19 protein-coding genes and 3 pseudogenes are annotated in these 18,013 nt (G+C 68.7%); 11 read left to right on the top strand and 11 right to left on the bottom strand.

What is annotated here, in order from left to right; all coding sequences use genetic code 11:
* Positions 1-50: 50 nt before the first annotated feature.
* Positions 51-440 (bottom strand): ArsR/SmtB family transcription factor, encoded by a 390-nt coding sequence (locus OIE51_RS00195; RefSeq protein ID WP_326594552.1) that lies wholly within the window; start codon positions 438-440, stop codon positions 51-53.
* 132 nt (positions 441-572) lie between these two features.
* On the opposite strand from OIE51_RS00195, the gene OIE51_RS00190 reads away from it, so the two are divergent.
* Entirely contained in the window at positions 573-980 is a 408-nt protein-coding gene (locus OIE51_RS00190) for a (2Fe-2S) ferredoxin domain-containing protein (protein WP_326594550.1), read from the top strand.
* A gap of 216 nt (positions 981-1,196) precedes the next feature.
* Here the strand turns inward: OIE51_RS00190 and OIE51_RS00185 are convergent, their stop codons facing one another.
* Positions 1,197-1,430, bottom strand: coding sequence for a hypothetical protein (locus OIE51_RS00185; RefSeq protein ID WP_326594548.1), 234 nt, complete (start codon positions 1,428-1,430; stop codon positions 1,197-1,199).
* Between the two features lie 286 nt (positions 1,431-1,716).
* Positions 1,717-1,881 carry a hypothetical protein gene (locus tag OIE51_RS00180; RefSeq protein WP_326594547.1) on the bottom strand — a complete coding sequence of 55 codons (165 nt, stop codon included), beginning with the start codon at positions 1,879-1,881 and terminating at the stop codon, positions 1,717-1,719.
* Positions 1,882-2,111: 230 nt separating this feature from the next.
* On the opposite strand from OIE51_RS00180, the gene OIE51_RS00175 reads away from it, so the two are divergent.
* From OIE51_RS00175 to OIE51_RS00160, 4 genes are all read left to right on the top strand, one after another.
* Complete coding sequence (locus tag OIE51_RS00175) at positions 2,112-2,735, top strand: hypothetical protein (protein ID WP_326594545.1); 624 nt, start codon at positions 2,112-2,114, stop codon at positions 2,733-2,735.
* Between the two features lie 183 nt (positions 2,736-2,918).
* Entirely contained in the window at positions 2,919-4,121 is a 1,203-nt protein-coding gene (locus OIE51_RS00170; RefSeq protein WP_326594512.1) for an IS110 family transposase, read from the top strand.
* Positions 4,122-4,208: 87 nt separating this feature from the next.
* Positions 4,209-4,847 carry a hypothetical protein gene (locus tag OIE51_RS00165; protein WP_326594544.1) on the top strand — a complete coding sequence of 213 codons (639 nt, stop codon included), beginning with the start codon at positions 4,209-4,211 and terminating at the stop codon, positions 4,845-4,847.
* A gap of 113 nt (positions 4,848-4,960) precedes the next feature.
* A complete protein-coding gene (locus tag OIE51_RS00160) occupies positions 4,961-5,398 on the top strand; it encodes a hypothetical protein (protein ID WP_326594543.1) in 438 nt (145 codons plus the stop codon).
* A 339-nt stretch (positions 5,399-5,737) separates the two neighbouring features.
* On the opposite strand, the gene OIE51_RS00155 is transcribed toward OIE51_RS00160, so the two are convergent.
* The 3 genes and pseudogenes from OIE51_RS00155 to OIE51_RS26755 form a co-directional block, all read right to left on the bottom strand.
* Positions 5,738-6,202 carry an NUDIX hydrolase gene (locus OIE51_RS00155; RefSeq protein WP_326594542.1) on the bottom strand — a complete coding sequence of 155 codons (465 nt, stop codon included), beginning with the start codon at positions 6,200-6,202 and terminating at the stop codon, positions 5,738-5,740.
* A gap of 124 nt (positions 6,203-6,326) precedes the next feature.
* A complete protein-coding gene (locus OIE51_RS26760; RefSeq protein WP_442812027.1) occupies positions 6,327-6,515 on the bottom strand; it encodes a DUF6545 domain-containing protein in 189 nt (62 codons plus the stop codon).
* Positions 6,516-6,532: 17 nt separating this feature from the next.
* Positions 6,533-7,066 (bottom strand): annotated as a pseudogene (locus OIE51_RS26755) (MAB_1171c family putative transporter); the annotation flags it as partial.
* Positions 7,067-7,626: 560 nt separating this feature from the next.
* On the opposite strand from OIE51_RS26755, the gene OIE51_RS00150 reads away from it, so the two are divergent.
* From OIE51_RS00150 to OIE51_RS00125, 6 genes and pseudogenes are all read left to right on the top strand, one after another.
* Positions 7,627-7,845: a hypothetical protein gene (locus OIE51_RS00150; RefSeq protein ID WP_326594540.1), complete on the top strand. Its 219-nt coding sequence runs from the start codon at positions 7,627-7,629 to the stop codon at positions 7,843-7,845.
* A gap of 536 nt (positions 7,846-8,381) precedes the next feature.
* Positions 8,382-8,561 (top strand): annotated as a pseudogene (locus tag OIE51_RS00145) (M55 family metallopeptidase); the annotation flags it as partial.
* A 417-nt stretch (positions 8,562-8,978) separates the two neighbouring features.
* The gene (gene istA / locus OIE51_RS00140; protein ID WP_326594539.1) at positions 8,979-10,577 is read left to right on the top strand and encodes an IS21 family transposase; all 1,599 of its coding nucleotides are present in this window, start codon (positions 8,979-8,981) and stop codon (positions 10,575-10,577) included.
* Positions 10,574-11,347 (top strand): IS21-like element helper ATPase IstB, encoded by a 774-nt coding sequence (istB, locus tag OIE51_RS00135; protein ID WP_326594538.1) that lies wholly within the window; start codon positions 10,574-10,576, stop codon positions 11,345-11,347. Before istA ends, istB begins: the two co-directional genes overlap by 4 nt.
* 71 nt (positions 11,348-11,418) lie before the next feature.
* Positions 11,419-12,111 (top strand): annotated as a pseudogene (locus tag OIE51_RS00130) (IS5 family transposase); the annotation flags it as partial.
* Between the two features lie 256 nt (positions 12,112-12,367).
* The gene (locus tag OIE51_RS00125) at positions 12,368-13,504 is read left to right on the top strand and encodes a class I SAM-dependent methyltransferase (RefSeq protein WP_326594537.1); all 1,137 of its coding nucleotides are present in this window, start codon (positions 12,368-12,370) and stop codon (positions 13,502-13,504) included.
* 365 nt (positions 13,505-13,869) lie between these two features.
* Here the strand turns inward: OIE51_RS00125 and OIE51_RS00120 are convergent, their stop codons facing one another.
* The 5 genes from OIE51_RS00120 to OIE51_RS00100 all read right to left on the bottom strand — a co-directional run bounded on the left by OIE51_RS00120 (position 13,870) and on the right by OIE51_RS00100 (position 18,000).
* Positions 13,870-14,856 (bottom strand): hypothetical protein, encoded by a 987-nt coding sequence (locus tag OIE51_RS00120; protein WP_326594535.1) that lies wholly within the window; start codon positions 14,854-14,856, stop codon positions 13,870-13,872.
* A gap of 100 nt (positions 14,857-14,956) precedes the next feature.
* On the bottom strand, positions 14,957-15,439 hold the full coding sequence (locus tag OIE51_RS00115) for a hypothetical protein (protein WP_326594534.1): 483 nt from the start codon (positions 15,437-15,439) through the stop codon (positions 14,957-14,959).
* A gap of 1,025 nt (positions 15,440-16,464) precedes the next feature.
* A complete protein-coding gene (locus OIE51_RS00110; RefSeq protein WP_326594532.1) occupies positions 16,465-17,061 on the bottom strand; it encodes a hypothetical protein in 597 nt (198 codons plus the stop codon).
* Between the two features lie 9 nt (positions 17,062-17,070).
* Entirely contained in the window at positions 17,071-17,352 is a 282-nt protein-coding gene (locus tag OIE51_RS00105) for a hypothetical protein (protein ID WP_326594531.1), read from the bottom strand.
* Positions 17,353-17,418: 66 nt separating this feature from the next.
* Positions 17,419-18,000, bottom strand: coding sequence for a hypothetical protein (locus OIE51_RS00100; RefSeq protein ID WP_326594530.1), 582 nt, complete (start codon positions 17,998-18,000; stop codon positions 17,419-17,421).
* Positions 18,001-18,013: the final 13 nt, after the last annotated feature.

The raw sequence follows: 18,013 nt of genomic DNA, 5'->3' as shown, positions 1-18,013 counted from the left end.
TGGGGAGTTCGGCGGCGGGGTTGTGCACTTTGGGTCTCGCGCGACTGCCCTCACTGCTGGGCCGGGGTTCGCGCGGCCTCGTGCGCGGGGGCGTCGTGCAGGCCGAGCCGCAGGTGCTCGACGTGGAAGAGGGCCTGATCGAGGAGTTCGGCGACGTGGTGGTCGTAGAGGGTGTACACGATCGAGCGGCCCCGTCGTTCACCGGCCACCAGGCCGAGGTTGCGCAGCAGGCGGAGCTGGTGGGAGCAGGCGGAGGGCTCCATGCCGACGGCCTCGGCGAGTTCTCCCACCGCGCAGGGGCCTTCCTGGAGACGGGCGAGGATCCGCAGCCGGGAAGGTGTGGCCAGGGCCTGAAGCGTCGCGGCGACGTCGGCGGCCCCCACCGCGTCCAGGCGTTCGCGGGGGGTGGCGGTGTACTGGTCGTCGGCTCCGTGACCCATGGCCCCATCCTATCGCTTACACATGAAGATCTGTTCAGATGTTCCTGTATGGTGGGTGCGCTGCCGTCTTCCAGCCGCGAAGGGTTGTGTGGTCATGTCTTCTGTCCTGGTCCAGCGTTCCGGGGCCGTCAAGTGAGCCGCCGGAGCCAGAAGGCCGCCTCCACCCGCAAGCCGGCCAGCCCCACCGTCGCCGTCTGCCGCGGCTGCTGCTGCGGTACCACCAGAATGGTCCCCCGCCTGGACCACGCCGCCCAACTCGTCGACCTGCGCACCGCACTGGCCGGTGTGGCGACGGTGCGCAGTACCGACTGCCTGGGCGTCTGTGAGCGCGCCAACGTCATCGTCATCCAGCCCTCCGCCGAGGGCCGCGAGGCCGGAGGCCGCCCGGTCTGGCTCGGGCAGGTCAACGATCCGGATGCCGTGGCCGACATCACCGCGTGGGTGAACGACGGCGGCCCCGGCCTGGCCGAGGCACCCGAGGTCCTCGACCTCTACGCCTTCGCCCCGTCCCGCCGCATCCGGCACGAACTCGAGGAGTGACCACCGGGCGGACTCGCGCTCCAGTGGCGCACCTCGTTGCGGACGAACGCCGACTTCTCCGCGCTGGTGCGCCACTCCACCGTGCCGGATCCCGAGCTCCGGGCAACGACGCGCGGTGCGCTTTTCCCTTGTCCGGTGGGGAAGCTGAGGATGCCCGAGGGCACCCCTCGCACGTCTCCCCGGGCCACGGCTGACTCGGCGCCGGCGTTCAGCCACTCACCGATCCCGGGCGCTGCGCTCGCCGGTGGCGACCGTGTAGCGGGTGGCGACCTGGTGGTCGTACGTGATGTGGGTAAGGAAGAAGTCCCGGACGTCCTCGGCGAGCAGCTCCGGCACCTCCATCGCGGCGAAGTGGCCACCGCGGTCGAATCCCGACCAGTGCCGGATGTCGTACAGCCGCTCGGCCGGCGGTCGCACCGACTGCGTGATGTCGTGTGCGAACACCGCCACGCCGAGTGGCACCCGGCACGGCTGTGGGTCCCCGCGGGGTGTCGTGGTGGAACCGGCCCGAGGAGACCGCGGTCGCGGTCAGCCAGTACAGCGAGATGTCGGTGAGCATCCGATCGTCGCTGACCGGCGTGGCGGGGTGGGTCCACTGCGCGAACCGCGGCGAGGGTCTGTCCAATGGGTGGCCCTGTCCCGTAATCGACTCTGCCCCGAACGCGCTCCGTTACCACCGATTACGGGACAGAGCCACTCGTTTTACAGTCCCGACCAACGCCCGGCCGTTCTTGTGTCAGTCCGGCCAGCGCTGGGTGAGCGCGGGTTCGCCCAGGACGTAGGTCTGTTTGACGGCGCGGTCGTCGCCGAGGGTGACGAGGGCGAACAGGCGTTCGTGGAAGTCGCGGGCCGCTTCGGTGCGGCGCTTGAGGAGTGGGGTGGCGGCCCAGGCGAGGACCACGAAGTCGGCCTATCCTGTGAATTTCTCGAATTCCCTTCCTCTGGTCGGAAATGTATCCTGCGGCTCATCGTTCGCTTCGGCGGTGCGTAATTGCGAAGGACTCGATCCGTGAATGGCCGCTATGGGATGGGCGATCGCCTGACCGTAGGATTTGCTCTGTCCTGGCCGGACTTGGATTGCGCTCAATGCTCGACTGGTATCCGGAGTATTGATATGGGGGGAGATTCACCATGCCCAGCCCCACCCTGTGGAATGTCGTGCTCGACGCGAGAGATGACAGCGGTATCGTCCTCGCCGCCGATTTCCCGGTGACCGGTCGAAACGAGGGCGGATTCACTGATCTCGCCCCCGGCCTGAATCTGGACTGCGCCCTGTGGCAGACGGTCGCCCCGCGCCGCACCCCCGAGACGGACGCACTCGACGCCACGTACCTGGACTCCTGGCTGAGGGAGATCGAGGCGAGCGGGCGGACCGTCCGAGCGGTGCTCGGCCACTGCGCCGGCTCCGTGTTCGCCGGAGCGCTTGCCGAGGAGATCGCCGCGCGGCAGCAAAGCGCTCCCCAGGTGGTCGTCTTCGACCCCGAGTTGGTCGATGTGCCCACCGTCCACCTTCAGTTCGGCCGGGTCGTTGGCAACATGACCACCGTACTGACGGCCGAGGAGACTGGCGAGCTGTCCGGCGCGGCGGAGCGCCTCGCGCGCACGCCTGGCGTCACGCCCGCCGCGTTCGCGGCCGGCCTCTACGCGGCCTTTCGGCCGGTCGGCACTCAACCCCCGTTATGTTCTTCGCGGTCCTGCAAGAGGACCGCTGGCCTCCGGGCCCGGCATGACTGTTCCCCTCTGTCGAACGCATGACCTGGGGGGTGGTGTCACCGGGCCCGTGGGGTGCCGTTGGAGACGCTGATGAGAGGTCCGACCACCGCCCGGCCTGGCGCAATGCCCGGCCGCTTGCGGGCGGCAGGTCTGCATAACGTGGATGCGCACGTACGGCGCCATCGCCCTGGCCAGCACCGCACGAGCCCTGTTCGGGAGGACGGGTTGTACGACATCGACGACGTGGGCGTCTTCCTCGGCCTGGACGTCGGCAAGAGCACCCATCACGGGCACGGGCTGACTCCGGCCGGCAAGAAGGTCTTCGACAAGCAGCTGCCCAACAGCGAGCCGAAGCTGCGGGCCGTGTTCGACAAGCTCGCGGCGAAGTTCGGAACCGTGCTGGTGATCGTCGACCAGCCCGCCTCCATCGGAGCCCTCCCGCTCACGGTCGCCCGCGACGCGGGCTGCAAGGTCGCCTACCTGCCGGGCCTGGCCATGCGAAGGATCGCCGACCTGTACCCGGGCGAGGCGAAGACCGACGCGAAGGACGCCGCGGTGATCGCGGACGCCGCCCGCACCATGCCGCACACCCTGCGCTCGCTGGAACTCACCGACGAGATCACCGCCGAGCTGACCGTGCTGGTCGGCTTCGACCAGGACCTCGCGGCCGAGGCCACCCGCACCTCCAACCGGATACGCGGCCTGCTCACCCAGTTCCACCCCTCGCTGGAACGCGTGCTCGGGCCGCGCCTGGACCACCAGGCCGTGACCTGGCTGCTGGAACGCTACGGTTCCCCGTCCGCGTTGCGAAAGGCCGGTCGGCGCAGGCTCGTTGAGGTGATCCGGCCCAAGGCCCCGCGCATGGCCCAGCGGCTGATCGACGAGGTCTTCGACGCGCTCGACGAACAGACCGTCGTCGTTCCCGGGACCGGCACTCTCGACGTCGTCATCCCGTCCCTGGCCCGCTCCCTGGCCGCCGTCCACGAACAGCGCCGCGCTCTGGAAGCCCAGATCAAAGCCCTGCTGGAGGAGCACCCTCTTTCCAAGGTCCTGACCTCGATGCCGGGGGTCGCGGTCAGGACCGCCGCCGTCCTGCTGGTCACCGTCGGCGACGGCACCAGCTTCCCCAGCGCCGCCCACCTCGCCTCCTACGCCGGACTCGCCCCCACGACCAAGTCGTCCGGGACCTCGATCCACGGCGAACACGCACCCAGAAGCGGAAACCGGCAACTCAAACGGGCCATGTTCCTCTCCGCGTTCGCCGCCCTCCACGATCCCGCCTCCCGCACCTACTACGACAAATGCCGGGACCGGGGGAAGACCCACACCCAAGCCCTCCTCCGCCTCGCCCGCCACCGCATCAGCGTCCTCTTCGCCATGCTCCGCGACGGCACCTTCTACGAACCCAGAACCCCACGCCTCCCTTGACGAAAAACATAGAGGCACCCCCGGCCCCAGGCAGCCACGGTACGAGCCACCAGCCCCGCAACCGCACGAGGAAGAAGACCCGAAGCGATGCCGAACGTCCCGGTGTTCACCTGCCCCACCGACGAATGGCTACCGCTGGACGTTCACGACCCCCACGGACCCCGCCAGACCGCCCAGAGCGTCGCCGACCGCGGCGGCCGCCGCGCGAAGCGTTACGCCAAAGACCTGCTGCCCGAACTCCTCGAACTCTGGGAATCCGCCCAGCCCCGCCGGATCGGCCCCTACGCCGTCCACGTACCGCACCAGCGGCCCAAGGGCCGCCTGGACGTGCCCACCGTCTACAGCGAATGGCACCGGGCACCGCATGGCGGTCCCACCATGGACGCGGTCATCGCCTCCGTCAGCGAGTCCACCAAGGACGCCAGCAGGCCCGGCCGGGACATCACCACGGTCCAGCTCCCCGCCGGCCCCGCCTGCCGGGTCTATTACGAACTCATTGTCCACTACAACCCCAGGCTGACGGCACACGCCGCCTTCCTCACCTACTACCTGCTCCCCGAGAACGGCGTCGCGCCCCTGCTCGCCCTCCACGCCTCCTGGAACGCCGCCACAGCCACCCCCGGCCTGCAGCAAGCGGTCGACCACATCGCCGCGACCCTCACCCTCCAACCACGCACCCCCGACCTGCTCTACGGGCAGTCCCGGCCAGCAGCCGAGCCCCTCTGACATGGCCGTCCCAACGGCGGACAGCCGTGCCGTATCCGGGAGCATGGCAGCTCGCAGCACTACCGTCCGGGCTGCCCCCGCTCACTCCTGGGAACAGGCCGACCACGGACGTCTTGACTCCGCTGTCGGACGTAGTGGGCGGTCAGCAGCGCGGCGGTGACGGCAGTGCCGGGCTACTGGGCCCAGCGGCGGTTACGCGTCGAAGGACCCGGCCCGACCCAGAACCCGGCCGCCCCGCCGACGCCGCCGTCAGCACCTACGCCTACGCCTACGCCGGGAACGAACCCGCCACTCTCACCGACCCCTCCGGCCGATGTCCCTGGTACATCAGCGTCGGCGTCGGCGCCCTCGTCGAAGGCGGAGCCTACGCCCTCACCACAGACGACTTCTCCTGGGCAGAACTCGCCCAGGCCACCGGCCAAGGCGCGGCCATCGGCCCTGCCGCCGGCGAACTCATGCCCGGAGCCGGCAACGCCGCGGCCCGCATCCTCTGCACGGCTGAGCACCGTGCACTGGCCTGGTTACAGATGACCCTGCCTACCCAAGACTGAAGCTCACCCGGCCGCGCCAGACAGTACCGGTCCACCTGAACGCCGCCGCTGCTCCGTCCTGTGCCCCGCATCAGCGGGTGGTAGCCCGCCGCGTCTGCAGGCCGGTCTGACGGAGCAGCAGCCGGGATGGCGGCGGGAGACGGCCGGACGGCGAGGGCTCCGCAGCCGACACGCCGACTGACTTGAGCGAGCGCCGATCTGGCCGGATGTACCGAATCGGCGAGCTGCTCGTCGTGGCGATGGCGCGGCTCCCGCTGCGCCCGGATCGTGCCGGCCGTGGCCGGGAACCAGATCAGTGGAAACCCTCCGCCCGCAGAATGCACCCTCGGTGCGCCTTTGTCAGTTCCCGATCTCAATATAGGAAGTCTTTTTCTCGGATCGCGCTCGAAGCGTAACCCTGAGGATGTCTGCAAGGTGCGGGGGAACAACTGAAGCGTCAATCTCCTGCGGCGGATAAAAAGCGAATTCACTGAGCTCGCTCTCCTGAAGAGTGATCGCAGCCTGCTCTGCGGGGCTCAACTCCCCTCCCTCGAAGACGAAGTAGATCCTGTCTTCCTGGCCGGCGCGGCCGGTCCAGGAAACGGTGAGCAGAAGACCGATTTCCGGTTCAATTCCCAGTTCTTCGCGGACTTCGCGGGAGCAGGCATTGCGAGGGCTTTCTCCGCAGTCGACCTGGCCTCCAGGTAGGTTCCAGTATGGCTTGTAGGTCGGGTTTACCAAGAGTATGTCCCCCTGATGGTTGAAAAAAACAGCGCCGGCCGACGCGCGGAGCCTCGTAGGGGGGGAAACCTGCTTATCGTTCATGGCTATTCCCTCATGTGCAGCATGTACCAGCGAGCCAGATCGTTTGACCGTAGGAGAGCCGAGAGCTTGGCTGATGGCGCCGAGCCTGGCCATTTCCTCGGTCGGATTTCGACCGAAATTATTCTCAATCAACCGCTACCCGTGGATAATTGTGCCCGCATTCCTTGGCGCGTAATCCATGATTGATCCGGATCGCTTCGGCCGTAGCAGCGAGTTCTTTCCCGCTATACCCTGCCGATCGGCCAAGTGACATGGCGATGTCTGTGAATTCCGGGCCCAAGTGGGGCCGGAGAGCTCGGCAGCCGTCTTGGATTTCATAGTGCGCCGGTACAGACGATAGTGAATGTCATGCGGAGAGAGCTCTTTCCACCTCGATTGGGAGGAGGGCGGATGAAGAGCTATCTCGGGGGAAGAGCGATAGAGAGCTTGCCATAGCGGGTACAGGCGGCGATGGTCACGATAGGCGCACAGCCAGCCGCGCACACGGCTCGCGTGGCGTCCCCAGCTCGGCATGGTGAGGCCGGCAACAAAGATGATGTTCCCGAAGGCAGCGCATAGCTGGGATACATACACGAGCCAGGAGAATTCTGAGCCCGCGGCGACCCCAAGGAGGTAGCCCCCGCGCAGCAGGCAATATCCGAAAAACACAGCGGAGCCAACTGCTGTGGTCCGCAGCCCGCGTTCGAGCCACGGGATGCTCTGCACCTCGCGCGCGTAGCGCCAGGCATGCCGGGTGACACATGCCCGACAACGCCGTTCTTCAGGCCGACCGCGACGGCTGCTGCAGCCGGCCCGGGCCGTTGTGTCCTGACCGGCCGGCGCCCCAGGGCCGAACCAACCGCCGCTTGCCCGCGTTTGTAGCAGCCCGGGGGAAGAGGCACTGCCGCCGGTCCCCGTACCGGCGGTGCGGCCCTGGAGGCGGCGTCAGGGGGATGACCGGTCGACGCCGCGGGCGAGCGTGGCAGCAGCGCCGCGCCGGTGGTGCCGGCCCGGGGAACGGGGCCGTGCGCGTGCCGGGCCTGCTGTTCGTCGACCAGTGCCCCTGGCAGGTCAGGCCCGGGCGGCAGAATCCGCAGCTTCCCCGCGAACATTCCCGGCATTCGCCGCATGTTCGAACAGCTGATATCCAGCCACCTGATGAAGTCTCGTTCTCATCGCCTACCGGGAAAAGTCCGGTCGATTGCAGCGCAACCCTTGACGCAGCTGGAGATCGCTGTGACTTCGCAGGCATCCCCGCCACTCAAAGTGCGCCCGGAGGGCTATTCGAACAAGCCGTGACTGTCACGTCGCGTGCGGCCCGATCCAGTTCCGGGGACCGCTGTTGTTCTTCTGCTGGCCGGGATGTGTCGGTGCCGGTTGCTACACCGATACCCCAGGGCAGAGCCGCGGCCGGCGGCCCTGCTGCCGAAGGGAAGGGGAACAATATGCCGCAGGGAAAGCAGGTGCCGGAGGGGTTCGTTCGCGTCAGGTCGCACATCCGGCGGAAGCCGACCGTAGGCGGCGGCAGGAGGCTCAGCGGCTGGACGATCGCCGCCCTGGTCGCGGGGGCGTGGCTGTGGGGGCAGGTCTTCGGGTTCGGCGGCTCCGAGGAGGAGAAGCCGGCGTCGTCGGAGACGTCGGTCTCCGAGCCAGCGGACCGCTGAGGGCGACACCTCGCCTGCGCCTGCGCAGGCCCCGCGGTAGCGGTGAGGGGACTGGCAGCCGGTGTGGTGGCCGCGGCGGTCCTGGTGGCGGCGGTCCAACTGACAGAGGCCCGCCGCCCGCTCCCTGGTGCGCGGATGGCCGGTGCTGGTCACCGCGGCCTCCGCGACCCCGGTGTACGGGGTGTGGCGGGCGCGGCGTGCGGCCCGGGCGCAGCGGGTGCGCGCGGAGATGCTCTCCCGGCTGCGGATACGGCTCGCGGATCTCGATGCCATGGGGGACAAGGCCTTCGAGTTCGCGCTGCGGGACCTGCTGATCAGGGACGGCTGGACGGCACGCGTTGTCGGAAGGAAGGGAGACTGGCTTCGTTCACTTTCAGCAGCAGCGTTTGTTTGCTGGTTTGAACAGCAGTTGGTGATCTTGCGGCCTGTAGATGTTCACGAGAAACGGCGTCAGTGCGGGATGGTCTGGCCGAGCAGGTCAGGAGTCCTGTTGTGCACTGTCGGCCGGCGCGCACAGCGCATAGGCTCCCTGCCTTATGAAAGTGCTGATCTCTGTTGACATGGAGGGCATCTCGGGGATCGCGCATCCCGCCGAGACGAATCCGGATCGCTATGACTACGAGCGAGGCCGCGCGTTGATGACGGCCGAGGCGAACGCCGTGATCGCAGGTGTCCTGGACTCCGAGCCCACGGCTGCGGTGTGGGTCGCCGACGCTCAGTAGGTGTTTTTGATCCCTGGCCGTGAGATGTGTTCGGCTGGATGATCTGGCGTGTGGGGGCTGGCGGGACGGCTCGGCGGTACTGCCGAGAGTGTGGTGATCCGCTGTCGCAGACGATGGCGGCAGAGGCGGTGTTCTGTTCGGGTCGGTGCAGGTCACGGCGGTGGCGGAGACGACAGCAGACCTGTGAACGGGTTATAGCGATGCAGCGGGGTGAGTGTGGGCGTTCAAGTTTTTCCCCACTTGGGGTGGTTTGAGCGTCACGTAATTCTCCATGCTGAATTCTCCTAATTGTCCATGGGTACGGCGGTGTTCGGGAACGAGGGACCTGGTCATCGCGGAGGTGGCGGAGGGACCTCGACCTTTGGGTCGGTAGGCCGATGGGCAGCCCGGATGGCAAGGAGAACGTTCGTCGTGGTCGACATCACCGAGATCTACGTCCACTGGTACGCGGGCCGCTCGAAGAGCGCGGTGGCCGCGTCGCTGGGGGTGGATCGCAAGACCGTCAGGAAGTACCTGGCGCCGGCGGAGGCGTCCGGGATCATCCCGGGTGGGCCGCCGATGAGCGAGGCCGACTGGGCCGGGCTGATCGAGGGCTGGTTTCCCGGTCTCGCTGACAGAAGGCTGCGGCAGGTCACCTGGCCGGAGATCGATGCACACCGTGACTACATCAAGGAGTTGCTGGGGACGGTGACGGTCTCCACGATCCACCAGCGCCTGCGTGACGAGCACAAACTGAAGGTGTCGATCTCCTCATTCCGCCGCTGGGTGCACGCCACGCTGCCCGACGAGATGAACGCCTCGCGGGTCACCGTCCTGCGCGACGAGGTCGAGCCTGGTGAGGAGGCCCAGATCGACTACGGCTTCCTGGGGCAGTGGAGCGACCCTCGCACGGGCAGACGCCACCGGGTCTGGGCCTTCGTGATGGTGCTGCCCTGCTCGCGGCACATGTTCGTCCGCCCGGTGCTCCACCTGGATCAGCACGCGTGGACCGAAGCGCATGTCGCAGCCTTCCGCTACTTCGACGGCGTCCCGCGCCGCCTGGTGCCCGACAACCTGAAGACCGGCGTCGACAAGCCCGACCTCTACGACCCGAAGATCAACAAGGCGTATGCCGAACTCGCCACCCATTACGGGGCACTGGTGGATCCGGCCCGCGCGGGCCGGCCGAAGGACAAGCCGCGGGTCGAGCGGCCGATGCCCTACGTCCGGGACTCGTTCTGGCGCGGGCGGGAGTTCACCTCCGTCGAACACATGCAGACCGAGGCCATCATCTGGGGCCAGCAGGTCGCCGGGCAGCGGAAGTGCCGGCCGCTGGGCGGGGCCGCCCCTATGGCGGTGTTCGGCGCCGTCGAGGCCACCGCCCTGCTGCCGCTGCCGCCCACCCCGTTCGTGCTAGCCCGCTGGTCGACAGCCACGGTCGGCCCGGACATCCACGTCAAGGTCGGCCGCACCCTCTACTCGGTGCCCTGGAAACTGATCGGCCGCCGGGTCGACGTCCGCTCCACCGCCACGATGGTGCAGGTCTTCCTCGACGGCGGCCTGGTCAAGACCCATGCCGCCCTTGAGCAGGGAAAACGCACAGACAAGAGTGACTACCCGCCGGAGAAGATCGCCTTCCAGATGAAGACGCCGGTCTGGTGCCGCACCCAGGCATCCGAGATCGGTGATGCCTGCCGCGAGGTCGTCGACCAGTTGCTGGAGGTCAACGCGCTCTACCGGCTCCGTGCCGCCCAGGGGGTTCTCGGGCTGAGGAAGAAGTACGGCGAGACGCGGCTGGAGGCCGCCTGCGCGAGGGCGATCGCGGTCGGCGATCCGTCTTACCGCACGATCAAGGGCATCCTGGTCGCCGGCACCGAGAGCGATCCCGAGCCCGAAACCAGCGGGGACGCGGGCGCCGCGGCCTTCCTCCATGGCCCGCAGGGACTGTTCGCCTCCGCCGCACCACCCGGCATCACGGACGAGCACCCCGACGACCAGGTCCACGGCGAAACCGAGGTGGGAACCCGATGAGCGTGATGGACACCGCCCTGCGTGAGTCCCTGAAGTCGCTGCGGCTGTCGGGCATGCTGGAGACCCTCGACGCCCGCCTCGCCCAGGCACACGGCGGCGAACTCGGGCACCTGGACTTCCTCCAGATCCTCTGCCAGGACGAGATCACGCGCCGCGAGACCGTCGCCTTCCAACGCAGGCTCCACCGCGCGAAGTTCGAGCAGCAGGTCACCCTGGAGGAGTTCGACTTCACCGCCTCCTCCAAGCTGCCCGCCGCCCAGATCCGCGACCTGGGAGCCCTGCGCTGGCTGCACGCCGGCGAGTCCGTCATCCTGTTCGGCCCGGTCGGGGTCGGCAAGACCCACATCGCCCAAGCCCTCGGACACCTCGCCGTCCGCCAGGGCGCCCACGTCCGCTTCGCCAAGACAAGCCGCGTCCTCGCTGAACTCGCCGGCGGCCACGCGGACCGCACCTGGGAGAAACGGATCCGTGAACTGGTACGGCCCGACGTGCTCATCCTCGACGACTTCGCCATGCGCCAGCTCTCCGCGGCCCACGCCGACGACCTCTACGAACTCGTCTCCGAGCGGCAGGGACGGTCCCTGATCATCACCAGCAACCGGGCGCCCAGCGACTGGTATCCCCTCTTCCCCAACCCGGTCGTCGCCGAGTCGTTGCTCGACCGGCTGATCAACACCAGCCACCAGGTCATCATGAACGGTCCCAGCTACCGACCCAACAAGCGCCCCAAGAATCCCACCGACAAGCCCGCCAAGCCGACGGTCAAGTAGACGCCCTCAGGCCCGGGGCTGGGGAATTACGTGAACCCAGCCCCGGGGAAAACCGAGAACTTCCACAGCCCCGCTACATCGTCGACAACGGCGCGAAGTGGCGGGCCCTGCCTGCGGATTTCCCCCCGTGGGAGACGGTTTACGGGTTTTTCTGGAGGTGGAACCGGGCCGGGGTCGTCACCTACATTCGTGACCAGCTCCGCCGGAGGATCCGTACCAGCAAGGGCCGCTGCCCCCACCCGGTGACACTGATCGTCGACTCCCAGTCGGTCAAGGGCGCCTCCACCGTCGGCAAGGACAGCCGCGGCTACGACGCCGCCAAGAAAATCAACGGCCGCAAGCGACATATCACCGTGGACACGCTCGGCCTGCCCGTGATGATCACGGTGACGCCTGCCGACATCCAAGACCGCGACGCCGCCCGCGACGTCTTCTGGCGCCTGCGCCTCACCCAGCCACAGATCACCCAGGTCTGGGCCGACCGCGGCTACGCCGGCGACCTCGTGGACTGGGCCCGCGACCGACTCTGGCTCACCCTGCGCATCGTCTCCCGGCCCAAGGGCACCAAGGGCTTCGTCGTCCTGCCCCGCCGCTGGAAAGTCGAGCGCACGATCGGCTGGTGCATGAACGCCCGCCGCAACGCACGCGACTACGAACGCCTCCCGCAGCACTCCGAAGCACACCTGAACTGGGCACTCATCGCCACGATGACCAGGCGCCTCACCCGCAAGAACCCGCGAACCAGCCAGTGGACGAAGAAGCCAGACCGTTGACCTGGCCTGACTGGTGCTTTTGGCAGCCGAACAGCACCTGTGCGAGCCTTCTGCCACTCCTCCGAAAGGGCTGACCCTGATGCTCGGCATGGTTGTCTGGGACGTCCGCTCTCGCGCTTCGACGCGAGAGCGGTAACGGCCACCTGCCTCAACGCACACGCCCGTCCCATAGACAGGCGTGTGTTCAGCCTGCTCCTCGTCGAAGTGCTCTTCGTGCCCCTGCACGTTCGACCACGAGGAGTACGTGGTGTCCACCATCCACTGGACCGAAAACCTCACCCACCAGTCCGCCCGCTGGCATTCCGAGAACGCCGCCCCTCTTCCCCAGCGAACCGTCGTCGCCGACGACCGGATGAAGGCCAACGACGCCTACCGCCAGGCGTGCGAAGGAACGGCCCTGCTCTGGCGAGGCGACTTCCACAACGCCCGGCACCTCCTGCAGGCGATGGGCCGCCGCATCGGCCGCAAGCCGCCCAGGCCCAGCACGTCCCCGAGCGAGAACTTCCACCTGCACCGACGCAGTAGCAGTCACCGCGCCCGTGTCCTCGGAAAGCTCCTGGTGCTGTTGGACGACGACTACACCTTGACGTTGCGCCGGGCGCCCGACGTCCGCCAGGCGTGTCTGGAAGCTTATGGCCCCTCAAAGGGGCCCATGGCGGTCTCTCTGCGGGAACTGTTGGGAGTGATCGGCGCTCATCAGTGGCGCCTGAAAGGGATCGACGTGCCAGCGCTCGGGACTCGCATCCACCCCCACTACGGCGTGTTCGCACCCGTCAGAGGTGAGTACGTTGACCTGGTCGCTCACACGCCACTGCCGCCGGCGACCCGGCACAGTCCCGCCAGCAGTACGGCATTCGACCTCGGCACGGGAACGGGCGTCCTCGCTGCGGTCCTGGCCCACCGCGGAATCCAGCACGTCGTGGCCACCGACATCAGCCCACGTGCCCTGGCCTGCGCCAAGGAGAACGTTCACCGGCTAACGTTGACCGACCGTATCCAAGTGTCGGGCCCCGGCCTGTTCCCCGAAGGCCGCGCCGACCTCATCGTCTGCAACCCGCCCTGGCTCCCCGCCCGTCCGACCGGCCCCATCGAACAAGGCGTCTACGACCCGGACAGCACCATGCTCCACAGCTTCCTCGCCGGACTGCCCGCCCACCTCCGACCAGGCGGGGAGGGCTGGCTCATCTTGTCCGACCTGGCAGAGCACCTGGGCCTCCGGACACGTCAGCAGCTGCTCGACGCTATCCAGGCAGCACAACTTCGCGTTGCGGACAAGGTCGATACCAAACCCGGGCACCCACGCTCCAAGGACGCTGCCGACCCACTCCACACAGCGCGAAGGGCCGAGACCACGTCCCTCTGGCGTCTGATCCCGGCACCATGACCGGCACCCGGAGCAGCAACGGCATCCAGCCTCCCGGTTCACCAGGTGAGCACATCCCGTGGGTGACTTCGCCGCGCTCACGGGATGACCAGCCGGCGGATCAAAAACACCTACTCAGCGCGGGCTGAGGCGGGCACGCGGGTGGCGACGTCGTTGTCCGCGGTTCCGGTAGGCACCACCGCCGGAGCGGTCAACCTCGGGATTGACGCCGGGCCGGGTGCGCTGACCCGACGTCAAGCCCGTGGCACCCTGGGAGACGGGACCGCGCCGCCTGGCCGGGCGGTGCCCGGGTGCTGGTGCCGCTCCGGGCGTACCCCGGCCGCCGTGATGGCCGGGGCCGTGTGGTGCGCCGGTCATCGCCGCTGTTAGCGCTGTTTGCCGCCGCTTGCTTCGAGGAGGTGGAGGAGCTGGTCGGCCGCGCTGTGGCCTTTCATCAGGTCGGTGGGGAGGGTGAAGGCTTTGGGGTAACTGCCGCGGCCGGGGGCGGCGTTGTAGGTGGTGCCGTTGATCTCCAGGCCGACGGCGGTGTTCAGGGAGGCCCGGATCGGCCAGGCGGTGACCTCGCTCACCGGCGCGCTGGCGATCACCTGCTGGTCGCTGCCGAGCAGGGAGAGTACGCCCTGGTCGCGGTCGATGGTGACGAAGCCGTGCTGTGCCAGCGGGCGCAGTCCCTTGCCGATCTGTACCTCGTCGAAGACGATCCGCGCCCCGGGTGTGGCCAGTACCGGCCGTGGGGCTTCCTCCGAGCCTCGGGGCTTGAGCGTCAGCGTGGCGGCGATCCGGTCGGCCAGTTCCGTCATGCCCTCACCGGCGGTACCGCTGATCCAGGTGGCGCTGAGCAGGATGACCGCCTCGGGATACGCATCTGACAGCACGTAGTGCTGTACGTGCTCCGTCGCCAGTTGCTCTCCGCGGTAGCCGGTGTCGGCAAGGAGCGCCCTGTGGACCCGGCAGGCCGGGCCCGCGGGCAGCTCCACGACCGTGGTCTGAGGCTCGCGGGCGTACGTCAGCGCGGGATCGGGCAGCGGCAGCCGGGCGTACTCCGCGATCGCCTCCATGGACCGCTCGAAGTCGGGGGCACATGGCACGGCGTGGACGCTGGCGGGCGAGAGGGGCTCGGTATTGCGCCGTACCTGCGGCACGTATACCACCACGGGCTCGGCCCCCTCTTCTCGCAGATCCTGCCAGGCGTCCTTCAGCTCCGGATATACGGCCTTGGCGTACCGCTTGTTCTGCCGCCCGCCCCGGTCGGCGACTTGCTGCGCGGCGCGCTCGGCGCCGTCGGGGACGTTTACGTCCACCAGCAGCCATTCCTCGGCGGGATAGTCGAACGTGGGTACCCACTCGGTCATCACTCAGCTCCCTCTGTCGGTTCCCTCGCCGCACCGTGGCCGGTTCCGGCCGGATACTTTTCCCGTTGCCCGGCGGCGAACCCCGTCCGCCCGGTGCCGGTCACGCACCGCTCTTCTCTATCCGCAGCGAGGCGGCCATGACGTCGGCCGCGCCGGTCATCTCCGGGCCGATGGCCAGGCTGGACCAGGTGACGGAGAGCTTGCACATGGCGTCGGGGCACTCCGGCGGCAGAACGAAGTAGTCGACGTGCTCGATCAGGAAACGCCTGCCGTCATCGCCCACTTCGTCGGCCAGTACCTCGTGCAGCCGGCAGGCCGGCCCTGCGGGCAGCCTGATGGCCGTGACGTCCGCCTCCCCGAACCGGTCGGGCGTCGGCGGGCTGACCAGCGCGGTGATCGCCTCCACCGAGCGTTCCTCCGGCGGGCACTTCCATGCCTGGACGTACACGCTGACCGGCACGAGGGGCCGGACCGCCAGCGGGACGGGCGGCACGTACACCACCACAGGCCCGGCCCGCCGCTCCCGCATCTGCTCCCAGATCGCTTTGAGCTCCGGGTACACCGCCTCGGCGTACTCCCGCATGCCCTTGCCTTCCCGGTCGGCGATCTCCCGCGCCGCCCGCTCGGCGCCGTCCGGGGCACGCGTCGCCAGTTCCAGCCACCCCGCGGCTGCGGGGTAGTCCAGCTGAGAGACCCACTCGGTCGCCGGACGTGTGCCTCGCTCTCCCGGTAGGAGAATTCGCCCACCCCGGCCGCGTCGTCCGGCCACGGGCTTGTCAGGGAGTCGGAGACTCCCGGCAGCTCGGCATACAGGTCCGGCACGTCGCTGAACGGGTTCTCGGGATGGACGGGGAAGCCGTCGCTGTCGAAGCCGATCGGGGCGTTGGGCTGGAAACCTTCCTCCGGATCGTGTGTGACCAGGCCCGACGCGGCGCCCCCGCCTATGCCCACCGCCTCGATGACGGCGCCCCGGCCGGCAGCCCGGGCGGCGTCTCCGGCGAGGCTGGAGGTGGCGGCGCCCATGTCGGTCAGGCCGAACATCTGCCTGGGGTTGAAGGTGACCGACCAGTTCCCGGCGCTGAAGGGTGCCCGCAGGCTGCTGAGGAGATCCGGCCCGGCGCCGCGGAAGGCGTGCCGGCCCCAGCCCAGCGCCCGGGGGTTGAACGAGCGGCCGAAGGCGTTGATCGGCGCTTGCGCCACCTCGGTGATTGCGCGCGACTGGCGGATACTGCTCAGCACCTCTCCCGGGCGTATCCCCATCTCTCTCAACTGGCTAAGCCGCTGGGCGGAGTTGCGGGTCGAACCGACGGCTGCCCGGCTGGCCCGGTAAGCCACCCGAGCCGCCGGGCCGCGAGCCGCCCGGGCCATGGCCCCCGCAGCCCGGCCCACGCCGAAGGTGAGCAGCGCGATGGAGTCCAGCAGCACCCCGTGCCAGTCCCCGTTGACGAGGTTCGCCAGCAGGGAGACGGCGGTGGCGATCGTCGTGATGGCGGCGAGCGCCTGACCGAGGACCGGGACCCAGCACAGCAGCAACGACGGCACTCCCGCGATCATGGCGATCTGCCCGGCGATCTCCCCGATGAACGCCATCGCGTCCTGGAACGCGTCTCACGCGGCACCCATACGGTCCCAGAAGCCGTCGGTCAGCCCGTCGCCGCCGATGAACTCCCCGATCGCGTCCGCCGCCCGCTGAGCCGCGACGTCCTTGTCCTCGATCAACTGGGCCAGCCGGTCCCGCAGCCGGTTCAGCTCGCTCTGCACACTCTCCACCTGGCCCTGCAGGCCGGCGAGCTGATCGTGGGTGCCGGCGTCCTCGTCCTCGGCCGCCTCCACCCTGGGCCCCAGGCGGTCCAGTTCCTCCTGCGCCTGCTGGGCCCGCCGCCGCAGTTCCAGGCTCTCCTCCTGCACGTCCTGCAGGTGGGGCCAGTAGTAGGCCAGCGCGTCGGCCGCGGCGTCGTAGCGGCCGTAGGCCTGCCAGACGTCGTCCGACACCTCGGTGGCCTGCTCCCGGAAGGCTTCGCCCGCGTCCGACTGCCAGCCGTCCCGGCTGTCCGTCACCTCCCGCAGGAGTTCCCGTGCGGTCCGGATGGAGTCGGCGGTGCGCCGGTAGCGGGCCGCCGCCTCCTGCACCAGCTCCCAGTCGCCCGGAAAGGGGTCGCGGCCGTCCTCGGTCAGCGGATGCCAGTCGCCGGGCCTTCCACTCATCGCGCGGACCTACCCTTCCAGAGCGTTGACCAGCTCGGTCTCGATGCCGTCGTAGCCCTCCGCGGCCGCCTGGGCGAGCTCGGCAAGCTTGGTCAGGCCCTCCATCAGCTTGCCGCGGTGAATCCGCCAGTTCTCCGCGAACTGCTCCAGCTCATGTGCCAGATCGCCGTGGCAGACCTCCTCGGCATAGTCCGAAACGATGTCCTGGGCCCCCTCGAACTCACCGGCGACAAAACGTAACTTCTCACCCAGCAGTGCGACGTCCTCAACCGAGACGACGAGATCGGACAAGTGCTTTTCCCTTTCTCGGGCTGCCGGGCCGTTCCGGCGCCCTGACGGACCCGGCGGACCTGGCGGTCACGACGAGTAGGACCACCGGAAGGTCGACGCGATCGCATCGAACAACTCAACCTGCGCGTCGGCCAGTTCGGGGACCGGGGTACTGAATGACAGCAGCAGCCAGGCAGTCGACTCCGGACGCGGCAGGTACAGGTCGAGCACCGTGGTGGGACGGTCCGCGGGCTGTCCCAGCTCTACGGCATCGTCCCCCATTTCCTGACGACGGCAGCGCACCGCCGGGCCGCAAGGCAGCTCCACCGTTGAGACGTGCGCCCTCTCCCCGTACGTGGCGCGAAGCCCATCCGCCAGCAGTCCCACCGGCGGCTGCGACGGCCACGCGGAATCCCCCGGCTCGACGAGCACCAGCAGACTGGCCGGGACGGGCACGCCCAAGGCGGCATGGGTGGACAGGTACAGCTCGATCCCGTCGCGGTCGGCGGCCCTGTCCACCATGGTGGACAGCATCTCCCGGAGCTCGTGCCGCCGTGCGGCGTGCTCGTCGCGGCTCGGGTAGGTCAGGTCCACCAGCGCTCGCACGGACCGCTCCCGCTTGGCCTGCGAACGCAGGGGGATGCGGAACCACTCCGGCGGCGTGATCACGCGATAGCCCGAC

This window comes from Streptomyces sp. NBC_01803, from assembly GCF_035917415.1.
In the GTDB taxonomy this organism is placed as follows: domain Bacteria; phylum Actinomycetota; class Actinomycetes; order Streptomycetales; family Streptomycetaceae; genus Streptomyces.
Note: the sequence above shows the minus strand (reverse complement) of the source record. Positions and strands in the feature narration are given on the sequence as shown.